This is a genomic window from Ottowia sp., from assembly GCF_047601385.1.
Taxonomy (GTDB): Bacteria; Pseudomonadota; Gammaproteobacteria; order Burkholderiales; family Burkholderiaceae_C; genus Ottowia.
The window spans coordinates 2,887,745-2,907,183 of record NZ_JASGJP010000001.1 but is presented as its reverse complement, the minus strand read 5'-3'; the positions used below and the strand labels follow the sequence as shown (position 1 = coordinate 2,907,183).

Below are 19,439 nucleotides of genomic sequence, written 5' to 3'. Positions count from 1 at the left end.
TCCTGAAGAATTCAAAATTTGATCCATTCCTGCTCGTGCGGGTAGGGTGTTTTTTTTCCACATTGGTACGGCGCATGGCTCCCAAAGCCCGTCGTGCGTTTAAGCCAGCCGCCGGGCGAGCCACGCCAATATGAAACCAATATTGGCTGGCCTGTCGGGGCGTAGCTGTAGGTAATTTTTTGCTCCAGAACGGGCACGGGCCAATCGGCGATTCGATGGTTCACCTCGGTTCGCTTGAACATTTGGTCGAACCGGGTGACGTTACCCTTTTTGGAGTCGAAAACAACGCCGCCATCAGCAATTGCATCAAACTGTTTGCGGTTTTCCCACTTCGGCTTCCCCTGCGCGTCGAAGAATGGCCCTTCGCCGATGGAGACCGGGCCGAAGAATTGCGTATCCGGCATAGCCGTGCACAGCCGTGCAAACTCCTTTTGCCCCAGATATTCATCGGCCCACGGGGCAGTCAGCCAGATGGCAGCGAACAAGAGGGTGGTAATCCATAACGGCGCTTGCCCTTTGATGAGCCGCCGCAGCAAGAGCTTCCAGAGCAGGTATCCCAGTCCGATCCAGAGTGCAAGCGCCAGCAGAATCAGGATGGCGATCATGTTGCTATCCCGACACCGAAGAACACAAGCGCTGCCACGCCAACGGCCTTGCCGGATCGACGGGCCCGCACCATGAGCACGCACACGATCAAGCCCACCAGCCAGGACAGGGCGCCAAAGAGAAACAGCGGGATCAGGATTTTCATGAGGCTGAACTTTCATGCATATGTCTGCGATCAACAGCACACTTTCTTTTGAATGAAAATTGCCGCCAGCGCTTGTTGGACAAGCGCTGACAGCTATTTTTTGGATAGCGGATACAGCCAGCTCCGCCGTACAGCCAGTCGTTGCCGCCCTGACCGAACAGGCTGTCATCCCCATCGCCGCCGTCCAGCCTGTCGCTGCCGTGGTACTCCCAGGGCAGCTGCGCCGGCAGCGCATCGCCGAACAGCCAGTCGTCGCCGCTGCCGCCGTGGACCACGTCGTCGCCGCCGTCGCCCCACGCCTCGTCGTCCCCCGCGCCCGCGTCGATCACGTCATTGCCGTGCAGCGCCGGGCTCTTGAGCGCTTCGTCCAGCGGCAGATAGCCGTACACGTCGCCATTGCGGCTGCGGGTGACCGCCTGCAGTTGCATGCGCCGCCACTCGTCGCCGTAGATCACGTCCTTGCCTTCGCCGCCCAGGATCACGTCGCCGCCGCCCAGCCCCGCCAGGTGGTCGTCGCCCGCACCGCCGATGAGGTAGTCGCTCCCGCGCCCGGCCCACACGTAGTCATCGCCCGCTCCGGCGTCGATCACGTCCTGGTCGCTTTCGCTCTCGGCCACGTACACCTCGCCCCCGTCCGGGTTCTTCACGTGCGCGCGCTCCACCCGCAGCCACGAGCCGTCGGCGCCCCTGACCACGAACCAGCGCAGGATGTTGCTGCCGCTCGTTCCCGCCACCACGTTGTCTGGCCCCTTGATCTCGTCGGCCCCGCGCGGCAGCTCGCCGTAACCCCCGGGCATGGTGGCGGACATGTTGCTGACGATGATGTCGTTGCCCGCGCCGCCATGGATTTCATCGCTGCCGGCGCCGCCCCAGATGGCGTCGTCGCCGTCGCCCCCGTCCAGGTGGTCGTCGTACTGCTCGCCGGAGATGAAGTCGTTGCCGCCCAGGCCCCAGTAGGTCACCGCGCGGGTGTCGCTGGTGAGGGTGTTGCCATTGCCGTCCACCCCGGTGATGCGCCGCACGGTGCCGGGGTTGAGCAGGCTGTCGCTGCCTTCGAAGAGGTTGTTGGCATTGGGCTCGGCCGTGGCGCCGGGGATGCTGCCGTCGGCCTGCAGCTGCCAGGCGCCAGACGGGGCCAGTTGGTCGCCTTGCAGCGCGTAGACGCCCGGCTCGGCGGGCTGCGGCTGCTCGGGCTGGCTGGCCTGGGGCAGGTTCAGGCCCAGGGGGCTGGCTTGCTGGCTTTGCAGGCGTGCGAAGCCTTGCACCACGATGCGCCCGGGCTTGCCTACGCCGGTGATGATGAGGTCGCCGGTTTCCGTCAGGGCGTAGCGCCAGTTTCCATCCTCGCTTTGCCAGGCGTTGGCGCCTACGGCCTCACCGCCGGTGAGTGTCACGCCATCCACCACGATGCTGCCCAGACCGTCGGCACCCAATTGATACCGTCTGTGACGCCACGCCCGGCACCCGGCCGCGCCCGCTACGCGAACGAGCTTTCGAGCAGCGCGTTCCGCCTGGCGCCCCCCGCCATCGCCTGCGCCAGCACTGCCTGGCTGGCCGCCCCCTCGGGCGCGAACATCGCCATCGCCTGCACCAGTTGCTGGGTTCCCAACCCCTGGTACTGCTCCACGCCAAGCTCACCTGCGACCAACAACGGCTTGAACTCGAACGTGGTCAACAACTCCGCCTCTTCCACACCACCGCTCCAGGACGCACCTTGACCCGAAGCCAGCTCGGTCCATTCAGCGTCGGCCAATACAAGCAAGAGCTTCGTGCTGATGATTTCGCTCAAGCCAGCGCTCTTTGGAGCCTGGGCACGTTGCGCCAGCTCGTCCATGTCCCACACGGTGCCGTCCTCGAACACCACCTGCTGGATCGGGTTGTACGCGTTCGCAGGACTCTCTTCATTGAAGAAGTTGTTGACCAGCACCCTGTCGCTGGTGCCCGCAATGCTCAGCACCAGCGCGCTGCCCTGGCGGGTCACCACCACGTCGGCCGCGCTCACCCCTTCCTTGAACCTCAGCACGTTCAGCTTGCCGGCCGTCTGGTCGTAGTCAGACTGGATGGTGTCCCGGCCGTCGCCTCGGCCGAACAGGTACGTGTCGTTGCCGGCGCCGCCATACAGCGTGTCGTCTCCCGCTCCGCCGTCCAGCACGTCGTCGCCCGCGTCTCCGCTCAGCGTGTCGTTGCCGTCACCGCCCAGCAGCACGTCCGCTCCCGCGCCACCGTACAGTTGGTCCGCGCCAGCGCCGCCTTCCAGCGTGTCGTCCCCAGCCTCGCCGTACAGCACGTCGTTGCCTTCGCCTCCCAGCAGCCTGTCGTTGCCGGCTCGGCCGTACAGGGTGTCGTTGCCGCCCAGGCCATCCAGGGTGTCGTCGCCGTTGGTGCCCGTCAGGGTGTCGGCCCCCTCGGTGCCGCCTCGCGTCATGCTCGCCAGCTCGTCCATGTCCCACACGGTGCCGTCCTCGAACACCACCTGCTGGATCGGGTTGTACGCGTTCGCAGGACTCTCTTCATTGAAGAAGTTGTTGACCAGCACCCTGTCGCTGGTGCCCGCAATGCTCAGCACCAGCGCGCTGCCCTGGCGGGTCACCACCACGTCGGCCGCGCTCACCCCTTCCTTGAACCTCAGCACGTTCAGCTTGCCGGCCGTCTGGTCGTAGTCAGACTGGATGGTGTCCCGGCCGTCGCCTCGGCCGAACAGGTACGTGTCGTTGCCGGCGCCGCCATACAGCGTGTCGTCTCCCGCTCCGCCGTCCAGCACGTCGTCGCCCGCGTCTCCGCTCAGCGTGTCGTTGCCGTCACCGCCCAGCAGCACGTCCGCTCCCGCGCCACCGTACAGTTGGTCCGCGCCAGCGCCGCCTTCCAGCGTGTCGTCCCCAGCCTCGCCGTACAGCACGTCGTTGCCTTCGCCTCCCAGCAGCCTGTCGTTGCCGGCTCGGCCGTACAGGGTGTCGTTGCCGCCCAGGCCATCCAGGGTGTCGTCGCCGTTGGTGCCCGTCAGGGTGTCGGCCCCCTCGGTGCCGCCTCGCGTCATGCTCGCCAGCTCGTCCATGTCCCACACGGTGCCGTCCTCGAACACCACCTGCTGGATCGGGTTGTACGCGTTCGCAGGACTCTCTTCATTGAAGAAGTTGTTGACCAGCACCCTGTCGCTGGTGCCCGCAATGCTCAGCACCAGCGCGCTGCCCTGGCGGGTCACCACCACGTCGGCCGCGCTCACCCCTTCCTTGAACCTCAGCACGTTCAGCTTGCCGGCCGTCTGGTCGTAGTCAGACTGGATGGTGTCCCGGCCGTCGCCTCGGCCGAACAGGTACGTGTCGTTGCCGGCGCCGCCATACAGCGTGTCGTCTCCCGCTCCGCCGTCCAGCACGTCGTCGCCCGCGTCTCCGCTCAGCGTGTCGTTGCCGTCACCGCCCAGCAGCACGTCCGCTCCCGCGCCACCGTACAGTTGGTCCGCGCCAGCGCCGCCTTCCAGCGTGTCGTCCCCAGCCTCGCCGTACAGCACGTCGTTGCCTTCGCCTCCCAGCAGCCTGTCGTTGCCGGCTCGGCCGTACAGGGTGTCGTTGCCGCCCAGGCCATCCAGGGTGTCGTCGCCGTTGGTGCCCGTCAGGGTGTCGGCCCCCTCGGTGCCGCCTCGCGTCATGCTCGCCAGCTCGTCCATGTCCCACACGGTGCCGTCCTCGAACACCACCTGCTGGATCGGGTTGTACGCGTTCGCAGGACTCTCTTCATTGAAGAAGTTGTTGACCAGCACCCTGTCGCTGGTGCCCGCAATGCTCAGCACCAGCGCGCTGCCCTGGCGGGTCACCACCACGTCGGCCGCGCTCACCCCTTCCTTGAACCTCAGCACGTTCAGCTTGCCGGCCGTCTGGTCGTAGTCAGACTGGATGGTGTCCCGGCCGTCGCCTCGGCCGAACAGGTACGTGTCGTTGCCGGCGCCGCCATACAGCGTGTCGTCTCCCGCTCCGCCGTCCAGCACGTCGTCGCCCGCGTCTCCGCTCAGCGTGTCGTTGCCGTCACCGCCCAGCAGCACGTCCGCTCCCGCGCCACCGTACAGTTGGTCCGCGCCAGCGCCGCCTTCCAGCGTGTCGTCCCCAGCCTCGCCGTACAGCACGTCGTTGCCTTCGCCTCCCAGCAGCCTGTCGTTGCCGGCTCGGCCGTACAGGGTGTCGTTGCCGCCCAGGCCATCCAGGGTGTCGTCGCCGTTGGTGCCCGTCAGGGTGTCGGCCCCCTCGGTGCCGCCTCGCGTCATGCTCGCCAGCTCGTCCATGTCCCACACGGTGCCGTCCTCGAACACCACCTGCTGGATCGGGTTGTACGCGTTCGCAGGACTCTCTTCATTGAAGAAGTTGTTGACCAGCACCCTGTCGCTGGTGCCCGCAATGCTCAGCACCAGCGCGCTGCCCTGGCGGGTCACCACCACGTCGGCCGCGCTCACCCCTTCCTTGAACCTCAGCACGTTCAGCTTGCCGGCCGTCTGGTCGTAGTCAGACTGGATGGTGTCCCGGCCGTCGCCTCGGCCGAACAGGTACGTGTCGTTGCCGGCGCCGCCATACAGCGTGTCGTCTCCCGCTCCGCCGTCCAGCACGTCGTCGCCCGCGTCTCCGCTCAGCGTGTCGTTGCCGTCACCGCCCAGCAGCACGTCCGCTCCCGCGCCACCGTACAGTTGGTCCGCGCCAGCGCCGCCTTCCAGCGTGTCGTCCCCAGCCTCGCCGTACAGCACGTCGTTGCCTTCGCCTCCCAGCAGCCTGTCGTTGCCGGCTCGGCCGTACAGGGTGTCGTTGCCGCCCAGGCCATCCAGGGTGTCGTCGCCGTTGGTGCCCGTCAGGGTGTCGGCCCCCTCGGTGCCGCCTCGCGTCATGCTCGCCAGCTCGTCCATGTCCCACACGGTGCCGTCCTCGAACACCACCTGCTGGATCGGGTTGTACGCGTTCGCAGGACTCTCTTCATTGAAGAAGTTGTTGACCAGCACCCTGTCGCTGGTGCCCGCAATGCTCAGCACCAGCGCGCTGCCCTGGCGGGTCACCACCACGTCGGCCGCGCTCACCCCTTCCTTGAACCTCAGCACGTTCAGCTTGCCGGCCGTCTGGTCGTAGTCAGACTGGATGGTGTCCCGGCCGTCGCCTCGGCCGAACAGGTACGTGTCGTTGCCGGCGCCGCCATACAGCGTGTCGTCTCCCGCTCCGCCGTCCAGCACGTCGTCGCCCGCGTCTCCGCTCAGCGTGTCGTTGCCGTCACCGCCCAGCAGCACGTCCGCTCCCGCGCCACCGTACAGTTGGTCCGCGCCAGCGCCGCCTTCCAGCGTGTCGTCCCCAGCCTCGCCGTACAGCACGTCGTTGCCTTCGCCTCCCAGCAGCCTGTCGTTGCCGGCTCGGCCGTACAGGGTGTCGTTGCCGCCCAGGCCATCCAGGGTGTCGTCGCCGTTGGTGCCCGTCAGGGTGTCGGCCCCCTCGGTGCCGCCTCGCGTCATGCTCGCCAGCTCGTCCATGTCCCACACGGTGCCGTCCTCGAACACCACCTGCTGGATCGGGTTGTACGCGTTCGCAGGACTCTCTTCATTGAAGAAGTTGTTGACCAGCACCCTGTCGCTGGTGCCCGCAATGCTCAGCACCAGCGCGCTGCCCTGGCGGGTCACCACCACGTCGGCCGCGCTCACCCCTTCCTTGAACCTCAGCACGTTCAGCTTGCCGGCCGTCTGGTCGTAGTCAGACTGGATGGTGTCCCGGCCGTCGCCTCGGCCGAACAGGTACGTGTCGTTGCCGGCGCCGCCATACAGCGTGTCGTCTCCCGCTCCGCCGTCCAGCACGTCGTCGCCCGCGTCTCCGCTCAGCGTGTCGTTGCCGTCACCGCCCAGCAGCACGTCCGCTCCCGCGCCACCGTACAGTTGGTCCGCGCCAGCGCCGCCTTCCAGCGTGTCGTCCCCAGCCTCGCCGTACAGCACGTCGTTGCCTTCGCCTCCCAGCAGCCTGTCGTTGCCGGCTCGGCCGTACAGGGTGTCGTTGCCGCCCAGGCCATCCAGGGTGTCGTCGCCGTTGGTGCCCGTCAGGGTGTCGGCCCCCTCGGTGCCGCCTCGCGTCATGCTCGCCAGCTCGTCCATGTCCCACACGGTGCCGTCCTCGAACACCACCTGCTGGATCGGGTTGTACGCGTTCGCAGGACTCTCTTCATTGAAGAAGTTGTTGACCAGCACCCTGTCGCTGGTGCCCGCAATGCTCAGCACCAGCGCGCTGCCCTGGCGGGTCACCACCACGTCGGCCGCGCTCACCCCTTCCTTGAACCTCAGCACGTTCAGCTTGCCGGCCGTCTGGTCGTAGTCAGACTGGATGGTGTCCCGGCCGTCGCCTCGGCCGAACAGGTACGTGTCGTTGCCGGCGCCGCCATACAGCGTGTCGTCTCCCGCTCCGCCGTCCAGCACGTCGTCGCCCGCGTCTCCGCTCAGCGTGTCGTTGCCGTCACCGCCCAGCAGCACGTCCGCTCCCGCGCCACCGTACAGTTGGTCCGCGCCAGCGCCGCCTTCCAGCGTGTCGTCCCCAGCCTCGCCGTACAGCACGTCGTTGCCTTCGCCTCCCAGCAGCCTGTCGTTGCCGGCTCGGCCGTACAGGGTGTCGTTGCCGCCCAGGCCATCCAGGGTGTCGTCGCCGTTGGTGCCCGTCAGGGTGTCGGCCCCCTCGGTGCCGCCTCGCGTCATGCTCGCCAGCTCGTCCATGTCCCACACGGTGCCGTCCTCGAACACCACCTGCTGGATCGGGTTGTACGCGTTCGCAGGACTCTCTTCATTGAAGAAGTTGTTGACCAGCACCCTGTCGCTGGTGCCCGCAATGCTCAGCACCAGCGCGCTGCCCTGGCGGGTCACCACCACGTCGGCCGCGCTCACCCCTTCCTTGAACCTCAGCACGTTCAGCTTGCCGGCCGTCTGGTCGTAGTCAGACTGGATGGTGTCCCGGCCGTCGCCTCGGCCGAACAGGTACGTGTCGTTGCCGGCGCCGCCATACAGCGTGTCGTCTCCCGCTCCGCCGTCCAGCACGTCGTCGCCCGCGTCTCCGCTCAGCGTGTCGTTGCCGTCACCGCCCAGCAGCACGTCCGCTCCCGCGCCACCGTACAGTTGGTCCGCGCCAGCGCCGCCTTCCAGCGTGTCGTCCCCAGCCTCGCCGTACAGCACGTCGTTGCCTTCGCCTCCCAGCAGCCTGTCGTTGCCGGCTCGGCCGTACAGGGTGTCGTTGCCGCCCAGGCCATCCAGGGTGTCGTCGCCGTTGGTGCCCGTCAGGGTGTCGGCCCCCTCGGTGCCGCCTCGCGTCATGCTCGCCAGCTCGTCCATGTCCCACACGGTGCCGTCCTCGAACACCACCTGCTGGATCGGGTTGTACGCGTTCGCAGGACTCTCTTCATTGAAGAAGTTGTTGACCAGCACCCTGTCGCTGGTGCCCGCAATGCTCAGCACCAGCGCGCTGCCCTGGCGGGTCACCACCACGTCGGCCGCGCTCACCCCTTCCTTGAACCTCAGCACGTTCAGCTTGCCGGCCGTCTGGTCGTAGTCAGACTGGATGGTGTCCCGGCCGTCGCCTCGGCCGAACAGGTACGTGTCGTTGCCGGCGCCGCCATACAGCGTGTCGTCTCCCGCTCCGCCGTCCAGCACGTCGTCGCCCGCGTCTCCGCTCAGCGTGTCGTTGCCGTCACCGCCCAGCAGCACGTCCGCTCCCGCGCCACCGTACAGTTGGTCCGCGCCAGCGCCGCCTTCCAGCGTGTCGTCCCCAGCCTCGCCGTACAGCACGTCGTTGCCTTCGCCTCCCAGCAGCCTGTCGTTGCCGGCTCGGCCGTACAGGGTGTCGTTGCCGCCCAGGCCATCCAGGGTGTCGTCGCCGTTGGTGCCCGTCAGGGTGTCGGCCCCCTCGGTGCCGCCTCGCGTCATGCTCGCCAGCTCGTCCATGTCCCACACGGTGCCGTCCTCGAACACCACCTGCTGGATCGGGTTGTACGCGTTCGCAGGACTCTCTTCATTGAAGAAGTTGTTGACCAGCACCCTGTCGCTGGTGCCCGCAATGCTCAGCACCAGCGCGCTGCCCTGGCGGGTCACCACCACGTCGGCCGCGCTCACCCCTTCCTTGAACCTCAGCACGTTCAGCTTGCCGGCCGTCTGGTCGTAGTCAGACTGGATGGTGTCCCGGCCGTCGCCTCGGCCGAACAGGTACGTGTCGTTGCCGGCGCCGCCATACAGCGTGTCGTCTCCCGCTCCGCCGTCCAGCACGTCGTCGCCCGCGTCTCCGCTCAGCGTGTCGTTGCCGTCACCGCCCAGCAGCACGTCCGCTCCCGCGCCACCGTACAGTTGGTCCGCGCCAGCGCCGCCTTCCAGCGTGTCGTCCCCAGCCTCGCCGTACAGCACGTCGTTGCCTTCGCCTCCCAGCAGCCTGTCGTTGCCGGCTCGGCCGTACAGGGTGTCGTTGCCGCCCAGGCCATCCAGGGTGTCGTCGCCGTTGGTGCCCGTCAGGGTGTCGGCCCCCTCGGTGCCGCCTCGCGTCATGCTCGCCAGCTCGTCCATGTCCCACACGGTGCCGTCCTCGAACACCACCTGCTGGATCGGGTTGTACGCGTTCGCAGGACTCTCTTCATTGAAGAAGTTGTTGACCAGCACCCTGTCGCTGGTGCCCGCAATGCTCAGCACCAGCGCGCTGCCCTGGCGGGTCACCACCACGTCGGCCGCGCTCACCCCTTCCTTGAACCTCAGCACGTTCAGCTTGCCGGCCGTCTGGTCGTAGTCAGACTGGATGGTGTCCCGGCCGTCGCCTCGGCCGAACAGGTACGTGTCGTTGCCGGCGCCGCCATACAGCGTGTCGTCTCCCGCTCCGCCGTCCAGCACGTCGTCGCCCGCGTCTCCGCTCAGCGTGTCGTTGCCGTCACCGCCCAGCAGCACGTCCGCTCCCGCGCCACCGTACAGTTGGTCCGCGCCAGCGCCGCCTTCCAGCGTGTCGTCCCCAGCCTCGCCGTACAGCACGTCGTTGCCTTCGCCTCCGTCCAGGATGTCATCCCCTGCGCCGCCCCGGAAGTTGTTGTTCGACGCGTCGCCCAGGTAGATGTCACCACCCGTACTGCCTTTGTTTCCGCTCTGGTAAACCCCCAGCGCCTCCTGCTCGGTCACGGTCAAGCTGCCAATGTTCTGCCGCAGCCGCCCCAACCCATCGAAGCCGACCGCCCTCAGCGTGCCCTGGGCGTACTTGTTCAACTCGATCAGGTCGATCAACCCGTTGCGGGCGTCCGACGACTGTGCCTGATCCAGCAAAGCCGTCAACTGCGTGGTGTCGAAGCGAATGCCCGACTCGTCCACCACCAGCTGAATGGCATCCAGATAGGGACTCAGCCGCGTTTGCAGCACCAGCGCGTCGTACACCGACTCGCGCAACTGCTCGTAGCTCTGGGTCAGCAGGTCGATCTGCGGCTGCGACAGCGGGCCGCTGAAGCGGATGGTGCCGTCACCCACCCCGCCGCTGCCGCCCGAGCCGCCGCTGCCCGCCGCGGGCGCGCCCTGCGGCAACCCATCGGCTCTGGGCGGAATCTCGAGGAAGCGCAGCCCGTTGAATACCTCCAGTATGTTCAGGCGCTGGAACAGTTGCACCCCCTCCGGCGTCAGTTCCTTGTCATTGCCGGAAGACACCCCGCTGCCCCCGCCACCGCCCGAGCTGGAGCCGGCGCCGCCTGAACCCGAGCCGCCGGCCGTTTGCACCATGCCCACCGGGTTCAGCGTGACGAACGCACGACGGCCCGTGCCACCGCCAGCGAACCCGGTAGTGTAGTTGCCGCGCTCGTCCTGGTGCAGCTCGTATGTCCAGATCTCGTCCAGTTTCATGCCCGAGCTGTTGGCCCACTCCAGCAGCAGATCGTCCAGCGCCGCCAGTTGCGCATCGCGCGTGGTGGCGGCGGCGAACGCCTGCACCTGCGCCAGCAGCCCCGCGCCGGCGGGGCTGCTCATGGCCTCGCGCAGATCGCGCACCCAGCCGCTGCCGCCCATCTGCGGCAATGCCCTGGCGGCCTCGCTCAGCGGCGGATCGTCGGAGAAGTCCCGGTAGAAGTTGTTGCTGGCCAGCAGCAGGCTGCCTGACAGCTCGGCCACGCCGCTGGTGCCGGTGCTGCCGTTGTTGCGGGTGAAGCTGCCGCGCAGCGGCATGCGGTTGCCGCCGCCCAGGTCCACGTTGGCTTCCGTGCCGGCCACGCCGATGCTGGCGATGCCCAACTGGCTGAGCGTTTGCAGTTCATTCGCCTGGCTGACGCCGTCCTGGTTGAGGTCGCGCCACACGCGCAGCTGGCTGTAGATGGGGTCGGCGCTGTTGATCTGGCCATCGCCGTTGAGGTCGCGCGCGGCCAGCGCGGCGTAGCCGTCCGTATGGAAGGGGCTGCCGCCGATCTGCGGCGGCAGCCCGCTCAGCAGCGTCTGGTCGCCGAACATCTCCCGGCCGGAGTCGATGACACCATTGCCGTTGAGATCGAGCACCACGAACCCGTCGTCGGGCTTGACCCAGCCGGTGCCGGTGCGCGTGCCGTCCGCGTCGTGGTCGAACAGGACGGGGGTGTTGCCCGTGATGCCTACCGTCTCGATGCCGTCGCCATCAAGGTCCAGCACCAGCGGGTCGCTCGGCGGGCGCCAGCCTCGGGCGCTGAGGTAAAGATCGTTCACCCAGCCTTTGATCGTCCCAATGCCACTGCCTATGAGATCGAACAGGCTGTTCATTGAATCTTTGAACGCCTGGGGGTTGGTTGATATGTAGTTCTTGGCAGCAAATGCCGCCGCTTGCACCAAGACTGCGGCTGGGGCGTAGGCTGGGAATAGTCCCATGAGACCTGCCCCAGCCCCGATCATGTCCAGCAAGCCTTCCAATGCTTGATTGGCCTTATCTCTATCATTTCCGCTGTACGTGAGTGCGTCAGCTACTTTGGTGAAGCCATTTGCAAAGGCGATTGCGTTAGCGAAGGCAGCCGTAGCTGCTAGCCCGTGAGAAATAGACCCCAACCCCATCGAATCGGTCACATTCTTAACGGCCGTTGCCGCCAAGCCTATAGCTGAGACCGAAAAATCAATGGTCCCCCATGCATCTTGAACCGTAATTGACCCATCTGCCAAACCAGCAATGAGATCAGGAGATTTTGCTACAGAATCGAGGAATGACGTAATTGCAACCCCCAGATCACCCGCGCTCGTTACTGTTATAGCCATTTTATAGACCCTTTAGCCAAAATGATGAACTGAAAAAACCAAACAACAACAACCAAGGCGAGAATACAGCACAATAGTTTAACCGCAAACTCTGCCATTAACCAAAAACATACCTGCCTCCTTTCCACCCCCTCTAGACCTTCGTAGTAAGCAATATCCTGGAGCGATTTATTTTTAGCCGGCAAAATATTTGCATTCTTTTTTTTCAGAATCTTCACGGTGATCGCAATGATCGCCACCATCACCATAAACCAGGAGAAAAAATTATTCCACAGCAGCAGTATTCCCCATCTTATATTCGACGACAAAATGCTCGCAAAACCAATTGAAGCACATATTGCAATAAAGACCCGAATCCCCCACTTCAGCAGAAAACGAGCGAACTTATATATCAAAATATCAATTTTCATGTGGCAGCAAATAAATCTTCACGCAGATTTTAGTTTTCACCTATGACAACTCGACCACGAATTCCGTAACGCATGCCCATGATCCCTCCTGATGTGCTCATTCCAGCGCAGTATCCTGCAACCACAGCCTGAGCCGCGCCTTGTTCCAGTCGGTGCGGCTGCGGGCCAATTCCAACTGCGCCTGCTGAAGGTTGCCCAGGCTTTGGTTGAACTGCACGATGTCGGCGGCGCCCTGGTCGTACTGCCGCTGGGCGGACTGCGCCGCTTCGGCGGAGACGGCGTACAGGCTGCGGGCCGCTTGCAGGTTGTTCAGCGCGGCGCGGGCTTCGGCGTGCAGTTGCACGATGTCCTGCCGGGTTTGCTGCTCGGTGGCTTGCAGCTCGGCGGCCTTCTGCTCGACCAGGGCCTGGGCGGCGCGCACCTTGTAGGTGTGGGCGAAGCCGTCGAACAAGGGGATGTTCAGGCTCAGGCCGACCACGCTCTCGCGCGAGCGGCTGGCGGCGGGGGCCATGTCGGGGCGGCCGTTGCGGTAGTGCGCCAGGCTGAAGTCCAGCGTGGGCAGGCCTTCGGACTGCACGGCCTGGAGGCTGGCCTGGGCGGCCTGCCATTGCGCCCGCGCGGCCAGAACGGCGGGATGGCCCTGCGACGCTTGTGACAGCCAGTCGTCCAGCGACCGGGCCAGAAGGCGGTGCGGGTCGTCCCCTTCGCCGCGCGGGCCTGCGCCGCCAGCGGATTCGGGCGCGGGTTCGGCGGCTTCGGTGCGGTAGGCGGTGCCGGAGGGCAGGCCGAGCAGATAGGCCAGTTGGGCATGGGCCTTGTCGAGTTCGCCCTGGCTGCGGCTGAGTTCCAGGTTGGTGCGCGCCAGGGCGGCGGCGGCCTGGAGCACGTCGTTGCCGCTGCCGGCGCCACCGGCCAGGCGGCGCTGGGCGGCCTGCACGCCGCGCTCGGCCAATGGCCGCAGGCTGTGCTGGGTGGCCAGGCGGGCCTGGGCGGCCTGGGCCTCGCCATAGGCTTGCAGCACGTCGGCCAGGGCCTTGCGGACGGTGGCGTCCTGCGTGCGCAGGGCCGCCTGCAACTGGGCCTGGGCGGCGTCGGCCCGGGCACCACGGGCGCCGAAATCCCACAGGCGCCAGCTGACGACGGCGTGCTGGCGCGTGGCCCAGACGGTTTCGGCCGGCGCGGCGGCGCCGCTGTAGCCTGCGCGGCTGCGCTGGCGGCCCACGCCGGCGGCCAGTTGGGGCCAGTAGGCGCTGCGCGCCTGCCCGAGCTGCGCGGCCTGCTGGGCGACGGTGCTCCAACTGGCGCGCACCTGCGGGTGGTGGCAAAGCGCCAGATGGATGGCGGTGGGCAGGCTCAACCGATACGGCTGGCCGGGCTGGGGCGCCTGGGCCTGCGCCGCTTGCAGCAGGCCCAGGGCGTGCTGGGGGCCGCCTGCGCTGCTGGCGCTGGGGCGGGTGGCGCAAGGCCACTCGGTGGGCAGCAGGCCGCCGGCATCCGGCCGCGGGCGTGCGCCGGGCGGAGTGGCCAGCAGGTCGGGCGGCAGGGGCACGGCCAGGGGTTGGCGCAAGGAGGCGGGCTCGGTGCGCAGCGGGTCGTGGAACGGCGTGAGGCGGTCGCGCCAGGTGCCGGGGCGGCCCACCTCGGTGCCGGCGGGCGCTTTGGCGGCGGCCTGCGGCGCGGCCTGCGCCGGCCCAGGGTAGTCCTCCTGCCCGGACACCAGCGCGGGCAGCAGCGCCAGGGCGCAGCAGACGCCCCGCCTGATGAGGTGATGCCTAGCGCTCACGCAGTGCCTCCCGGGTGTGGCGGACCAAGGGGCTGAGCACGTATTCGATGATGCGGCGGTCGCCGGTCTTGATTTCGACGCTGACGGCCATGCCGGGCGTGATGGGGGTGGGCTGGCCTTGCACGTCGATGGTGGTTTTGTCGAGCAGCACCTTGACGGCGTAGATCAGGCCGCGCTTCTCGTCGGGGATGGCGTCCTGCGACACGTGGGTGACCTTGCCGGGCAGGGTGCCGTACTTGGTGTATTCGAAGGTGTCCACCTTGACGGCGGCCGATTGCCCGGGGCGGACGAAGCCCTTGTCCTTGTTCTCGATGAAGGCCTCCACCTCCAGCGGGCCCTGGCTGGGCACGATCTGCATGAGGGACTGCGCGGCCTGCACGACGCCGCCCAGGGTGTGCACGGCGAGCTGCTGCACGGTGCCGTCGACGGGCGCCTTGAGGGTGAGCAGGCGGCTGGTGCTGGCGGCGCGCCGGGCGTCCTGTGTGGAGGCGGTGGCGATGCGGCGTGCCTCGGCGATCTGGTCCAGCGCCTGGCGGGAGACTTCGGCGGCCAGGGTGTCGCGCTGGTTGCGCGCCTCCTGCAGTTGGGCCTGCAGGTGCAGCCGGGCCTGCTCCTTGTCCTGCCAGGCGTCGCGGGAGACGTCGTTGGTGGCCGCAAGTTCCTTGTAGCTGGCGGCCTGCCGCGCGGCCAGGGGCAGGGCCTGGGCATGGCTGGCGATGTCGTCACTGAGTTTCTTTCGCTTGGCGGCAAAGTCCTGCCATTGCCCACGCACGTGGCGGCTGGCGGCATGCCAGTGTTCAGCGTCCAGGCCGCTCCCGTACTGGCGATTGAGCTGGTCCAGCGGTGTGAGCACGGGCGGGCGGCCCTGCCGCACGGCGTCCAGCAGGGCCTGGTTGCGGGCGAGGGTCAGCACGGCCTCGCTCTTTTCGCCCAGCGCGCGGTCGCGTTCGGCGTCGAGGGCGCTGGTGTCGAGCTGGAGCAGAACGTCGCCCTCCTTGACGGCCTGCCCTTCGCTGACGTTCAGGCTGACGACGCTGCCGGTGTCCACGGCAGCGATGGTCTTGCTGCGCTGGCTGGGGATGACCTTGCCCGTGGCGCTGACGATGATGTCCATGCGGCCCAGCACGGCCCACGCGAAGGCGGTGACCACCAGCAGGATGAGCAGCCAGGCGATCCAGCGCGCGGTGCGGGAGGGCGGCGCCTCCTGCACGGCCAGGGCGGCGGGCAGGAAGGCGGCTTCGTCCTCGCGCAGCATGGCGCCGCCCAGTTCGGCGCGATGCCGCCAGAAATGCGCGAAGGTGCGGCCGTAGCGGCCCCACAGTTCGGCGTGCGCCTGTAGTCGATGTCTGAAGCTCATGGCGTGAGGGCGCCCTCAGCGGCTGGCGGCTGCCCGCCAAGCTGTAGCCGATGCAGGTGGCTGTAGATGCCGCGCGGGTTGGCCAGCAGCTGGGCGTGCGACCCCATCTCGGCGATCTGGCCGCGTTCCAGCACGACGATGCGGTCGGCGCCCCGCACGGCCGACAGGCGGTGGGCGATGATGATCACGGTGCGCCCCCGGCAGATGAGGCGCATGTTGTCCTGGATGATCTTCTCGGATTCGTAGTCCAGCGCGCTGGTGGCCTCGTCGAAGATGAGGATGCGGGGGTCGCCGATGAGCGCGCGGGCGATGGCGATGCGCTGCCGCTGGCCGCCGGACAACCCGGCGCCGTGCTCGCCGACCAGCGTGTCGTAGCCTTCGGGCAGCTCACAGATGAAGTCGTGCGCGCCGGCGAGCTTGGCGGCCTGGATGATCCGCTCGATGGGCGCGGCCGGGTTCGACAGGGCGATGTTGTCGCGCACGGAGCGGTTGAACAGCACGTTCTCCTGCAACACCACACCGATCTGGTGCCGCAGCGACGTGGTGTCGATGATGGCGATGTCCTGCCCGTCCACGAGGACGCGGCCACGGTCGGGCACGTAGAGGCGCTGGACCAGCTTGGCCAGCGTGCTCTTGCCGGAGCCGGAGCGGCCCACGACGCCGATCACCTCGCCCGGACGGATCTTGAGCTGCATGCCGCGGATGACGTCAGGCGCGTCAGGTCGGTAGCGGAAAGACACCTGGTCGAGCTCGATGGCGCCCGCCAGGCGGGGAATGCGCGTCTTGTTGCCTTCGACCTCGGTGCGCATGTTCAGGATGTCGCCCAGGCGGCTCATGGAGATGCCGACCTGCTGGAAGTCGTTCCACAGCTGGGCCATGCGCAGGATGGGGCTGGACACCTGGCCGGCCAGCATGTTGAAGGCGATCAGCTCGCCCACGGTGAGCTGCCCGTCGATGACCAGCGTGGCGCCCAGCCACATGATGCCCAGCGTCACCAGCTTGCTGACCAGCATGACGGCGTTGCTGGCGACGGTGGCGATGTTGGTGGTGGACAGGCTGGCCGCCACGTAGGCGGCCAGTTGCTTGTCCCAGCGCTGCTGCCAACGCGGCTCGACGGCCATGGCTTTGACGGTGTCGATGCCGCTGATGGTTTCGACCAGGAAGGATTGGTTCTCGGCGCCGCGGTTGAATTTTTCGTTGAGTCTCGCCCGGAGGATGGGCGTGAATACGAACGAAAGAATGATGTAGACCGGTATGGACGCGACGACGATCAGCGTGAGCGGGCGGCTGTACCAGAGCATCACGGCGATGAAGACGACCGAGAACATCAGGTCCAGCACCAGCGTCATGGCGTTGCCGGTCAAAAATGCGCGGATGTTTTCCAGTTCGCGGATGCGGGCCACGGAGTCGCCGACGCGGCGCGACTGGAAGTAGGCCATGGGCAGAGCCAGCAGGTGGCGGAACAGGCGCGCGCCGAGTTCCACGTCGATCTTGCTGCTGGTGTGGGCGAACACGTAGGTCCGGATGCCGGTCAGCAAGACCTCGAAGACGGTGGCGCAGAGCAGGCCGATGGCGATGACGTTCAGGGTCTGCAAGGCGTGGTTGACCAGCACCTTGTCCATCACCACCTGGAAAAACAGGGGCGTGACGAGGCCCACGAGCTGGAGCACGAAGGACACCAGCAGGACTTCGCCCAGGAGCCTGCGGTACTTGACGACCGCGGGGATGAACCAGGTGAAGTCGAAGCGCGACACTTCCCCAGCGAAACTGGCCTTGCTGGTCAGCAGGATCAATTCACCGTCCCACAGCGCCGTTAAGGCGGCGAGGGAAACCACGCTGGGCGGCTCGCCGGGGCGCTGGATCAGGACGCGCGCCGCATCGGAAGCCGCCGGATGACCGCCGGCGTCGTCCGCCGCCGCGTCGATCTTGGCGAGGATGAAAAAACGCCCTTCGGCATCGGCGGCGATGCATGGCAGCGGCGCCTTGTGCAGGCGCTCGGGCGGCTGCCGCACACGCTTGGCGCTGAAACCCAGCGCCTTGGCCGCATGCAGCAGCGTGGTGGCATCGAATGGGGCTGGGCCGTACTCGTGCTGAAGCCTGGCCGGATCGGCCGCCAGCCCGTGGTACTGGGCCATCATGAGCAAGCTCAGCAAGCCGGTATTCAATGGCCCGCGCGCTGAAGCGCCGTCCTCCGCCGCTCCCTCAACGGAGACATCCTCGATCATCGACAAGATTCCCTACCTCCGGTAACGCTCGTTACCAAGATACTGAGTATTGTCTGAAATGCTCCTCAGTAAGTCATACCCCAAGGAGGGTATGACAAGCCGGATGACCTGAGGCAGGGATGCCCGGCCTGCCTGTCCAGCAGGCGGGCGCTACCTGGCCAGCGCCTTCAGCGCCGACTTGATACCGTCGGTAACACCAATGTCCGCAGGCAACGGCTTCAGCGCGGCGGCGGCCTCGCGGTCGCTGTAGCCCAGAGCGAGCAGCGCCTGCAGGATGTCGCCGTGCGCTTCGCCGGCGGGCGCGGCGGCGGGCCCCAGGTCGGCGCCGAGCTTGCCCTTGAGTTCCAGCAGCAGGCGTTCGGCGGTCTTCTTGCCGATGCCGGGCACCTTGACCAGGCGGCCCGCCTCTTGCGCGGTGACGGCCTGCGCCAGTTCGGCCACGCCCATGCCGGAGAGCACGGCCAGCGCGGTGCGCGGGCCGACGCCGCTGATGCGGATCAGCTGGCGGAAGGCGTCGCGCTCGGCGGCGGTGGCAAAGCCGTACAGCACCTGCGCGTCCTCGCGCACGACGAAGTGCGTCAGCAGGCTGACGGCCTCGCCCGGCGCGGGCAGCTGGTAGAAGGTGCTCATGGGCACGTCCACCTCGTAGCCGACGCCGTGGCAGTCGATCAGGATCTGGGGCGGGTTCTTGGCGGCCAGCTGGCCGGTGAGGCGTCCGATCACGGGAGGGGCGGGTCTGTGCGGGGTTCGGGGATTGGATGATAAATCATGCCCCAGCGCCCGCCCGACAAGCGCCAGCAGCTACCAAAAGAGTAGCTTTCCTCAGGGCCGTACCAGCCCGCGCCGCGCCGCCGCCAGCGCGGCCTCGGCGCGCGAGGAGACGTTGAGCTTGCGGTAGATCTGCTTGACGTAGTCGGCCACGGTGTGACGCGAGAGGCCGAGCTGCTCGGCGATCTCGGGCAGGGTGTAGCCCTTGGCGACGCGCTGGAGGATGTCGGTCTCGCGCGTGTTCAGCGCCACGTCGCCGGGATCCAGGCGCGCCTGCTCGAAGGCGCGCGGCCCGCCGCTGGTGAAGTAGTTGAGCACGCGCCGCGCGATCGGCGGCGACAGCGGCGGCTCGCCCTGGGTGATGCGCCGCAGGTGCGCCACCAGTTCGGCGCGCGGCTGCTCCTTCAGCAGGTAGCCGAAGGCGCCGGCCTGCAGGGCGGGGAACAGGTGCTCGTCGTCGTCGTGGATGGTCACCACCACGGAGACGGCGCGCGGCTGGTGCGTGCGCAGCGCCTGCACCACGGCGACGCCGCTGCCGTCGGGCAGGCCGAGGTCGATCAGCGCCAGGTCGAAGCGCTGCTCGGCGGCCTGCCGCACGCCGTCCTCGCAGCGGCCGACGGCCGTGACGGCAGTGTCGGGGAAGGCGGCGCGCACGGTGTCGCCCATCCACTGGCGGATGTCGGGCAGATCCTCGACGATCAGGGTGCGTTGCATGGTGCGTGGATGCTAGCCGGCCCGCGGGCGGCTGGCCGTGCGGGAGCACCCGGGAAGCGCGGGCCCGTGATTTTTTTGCCGCCGGGCCGCCCCAAGGCAAAAACGGCCCCTCGGGGGGGCAGCGGACCACGCGCAGCGGGGGAGCGTGGGGGGAGTTTTTTGCCGCCGGGCCGCCCCAAGGCAAAAACGGCCCCCTCGGGAGGCAGCGGACCACGCGCAGCGGGGGAGCGTGGG

General features: G+C 67.3%; 10 protein-coding genes. All 10 read right to left on the bottom strand.

The genetic code is table 11. The annotated features are described in order from the left end of the window. Positions 1-11: 11 nt before the first annotated feature. The gene (locus QM772_RS14220; RefSeq protein WP_415137549.1) at positions 12-605 is read right to left on the bottom strand and encodes a hypothetical protein; all 594 of its coding nucleotides are present in this window, start codon (positions 603-605) and stop codon (positions 12-14) included. Next, complete coding sequence (locus QM772_RS14215) at positions 602-751, bottom strand: hypothetical protein (protein ID WP_415137547.1); 150 nt, start codon at positions 749-751, stop codon at positions 602-604. Before QM772_RS14215 ends, QM772_RS14220 begins: the two co-directional genes overlap by 4 nt. After that, positions 748-2,184 (bottom strand): hypothetical protein, encoded by a 1,437-nt coding sequence (locus QM772_RS14210; RefSeq protein ID WP_415137545.1) that lies wholly within the window; start codon positions 2,182-2,184, stop codon positions 748-750. The genes QM772_RS14215 and QM772_RS14210 overlap by 4 nt, the downstream gene beginning before the upstream one ends. 44 nt (positions 2,185-2,228) lie before the next feature. Further along, a complete protein-coding gene (locus QM772_RS14205) occupies positions 2,229-11,411 on the bottom strand; it encodes a calcium-binding protein (protein WP_415137543.1) in 9,183 nt (3,060 codons plus the stop codon). Positions 11,412-11,938: 527 nt separating this feature from the next. After that, a complete protein-coding gene (locus QM772_RS14200; protein ID WP_415137541.1) occupies positions 11,939-12,358 on the bottom strand; it encodes a hypothetical protein in 420 nt (139 codons plus the stop codon). A gap of 97 nt (positions 12,359-12,455) precedes the next feature. Next, positions 12,456-14,141, bottom strand: a complete 1,686-nt coding sequence (locus tag QM772_RS14195; RefSeq protein ID WP_415137539.1) for a TolC family protein — start codon at positions 14,139-14,141, stop codon at positions 12,456-12,458. Next, on the bottom strand, positions 14,131-15,498 hold the full coding sequence (locus QM772_RS14190) for an HlyD family type I secretion periplasmic adaptor subunit (protein WP_415137537.1): 1,368 nt from the start codon (positions 15,496-15,498) through the stop codon (positions 14,131-14,133). The genes QM772_RS14195 and QM772_RS14190 overlap by 11 nt, the downstream gene beginning before the upstream one ends. Next, positions 15,495-17,723 carry a type I secretion system permease/ATPase gene (locus QM772_RS14185; protein ID WP_415137535.1) on the bottom strand — a complete coding sequence of 743 codons (2,229 nt, stop codon included), beginning with the start codon at positions 17,721-17,723 and terminating at the stop codon, positions 15,495-15,497. Before QM772_RS14185 ends, QM772_RS14190 begins: the two co-directional genes overlap by 4 nt. A 150-nt stretch (positions 17,724-17,873) precedes the next feature. After that, on the bottom strand, positions 17,874-18,446 hold the full coding sequence (gene ruvA, locus QM772_RS14180; RefSeq protein ID WP_415137533.1) for a Holliday junction branch migration protein RuvA: 573 nt from the start codon (positions 18,444-18,446) through the stop codon (positions 17,874-17,876). 99 nt (positions 18,447-18,545) lie between these two features. Next, the gene (locus tag QM772_RS14175) at positions 18,546-19,205 is read right to left on the bottom strand and encodes a response regulator (RefSeq protein ID WP_415137531.1); all 660 of its coding nucleotides are present in this window, start codon (positions 19,203-19,205) and stop codon (positions 18,546-18,548) included. Positions 19,206-19,439 lie beyond the last annotated feature (234 nt).

Excerpts from the sequence above, each read along its gene's own strand:
- QM772_RS14215 (WP_415137547.1), bottom strand. The coding sequence starts at position 751 with ATGAAAATCCTGATCCCGCTGTTTCTCTTTGGCGCCCTGTCCTGGCTG.
- QM772_RS14200 (WP_415137541.1), bottom strand. The coding sequence starts at position 12,358 with ATGAAAATTGATATTTTGATATATAAGTTCGCTCGTTTTCTGCTGAAG.
- QM772_RS14220 (WP_415137549.1), bottom strand. The coding sequence starts at position 605 with ATGATCGCCATCCTGATTCTGCTGGCGCTTGCACTCTGGATCGGACTG.
- QM772_RS14185 (WP_415137535.1), bottom strand. The coding sequence starts at position 17,723 with ATGATCGAGGATGTCTCCGTTGAGGGAGCGGCGGAGGACGGCGCTTCA.
- QM772_RS14190 (WP_415137537.1), bottom strand. The coding sequence starts at position 15,498 with ATGAGCTTCAGACATCGACTACAGGCGCACGCCGAACTGTGGGGCCGC.
- QM772_RS14175 (WP_415137531.1), bottom strand. The coding sequence starts at position 19,205 with ATGCAACGCACCCTGATCGTCGAGGATCTGCCCGACATCCGCCAGTGG.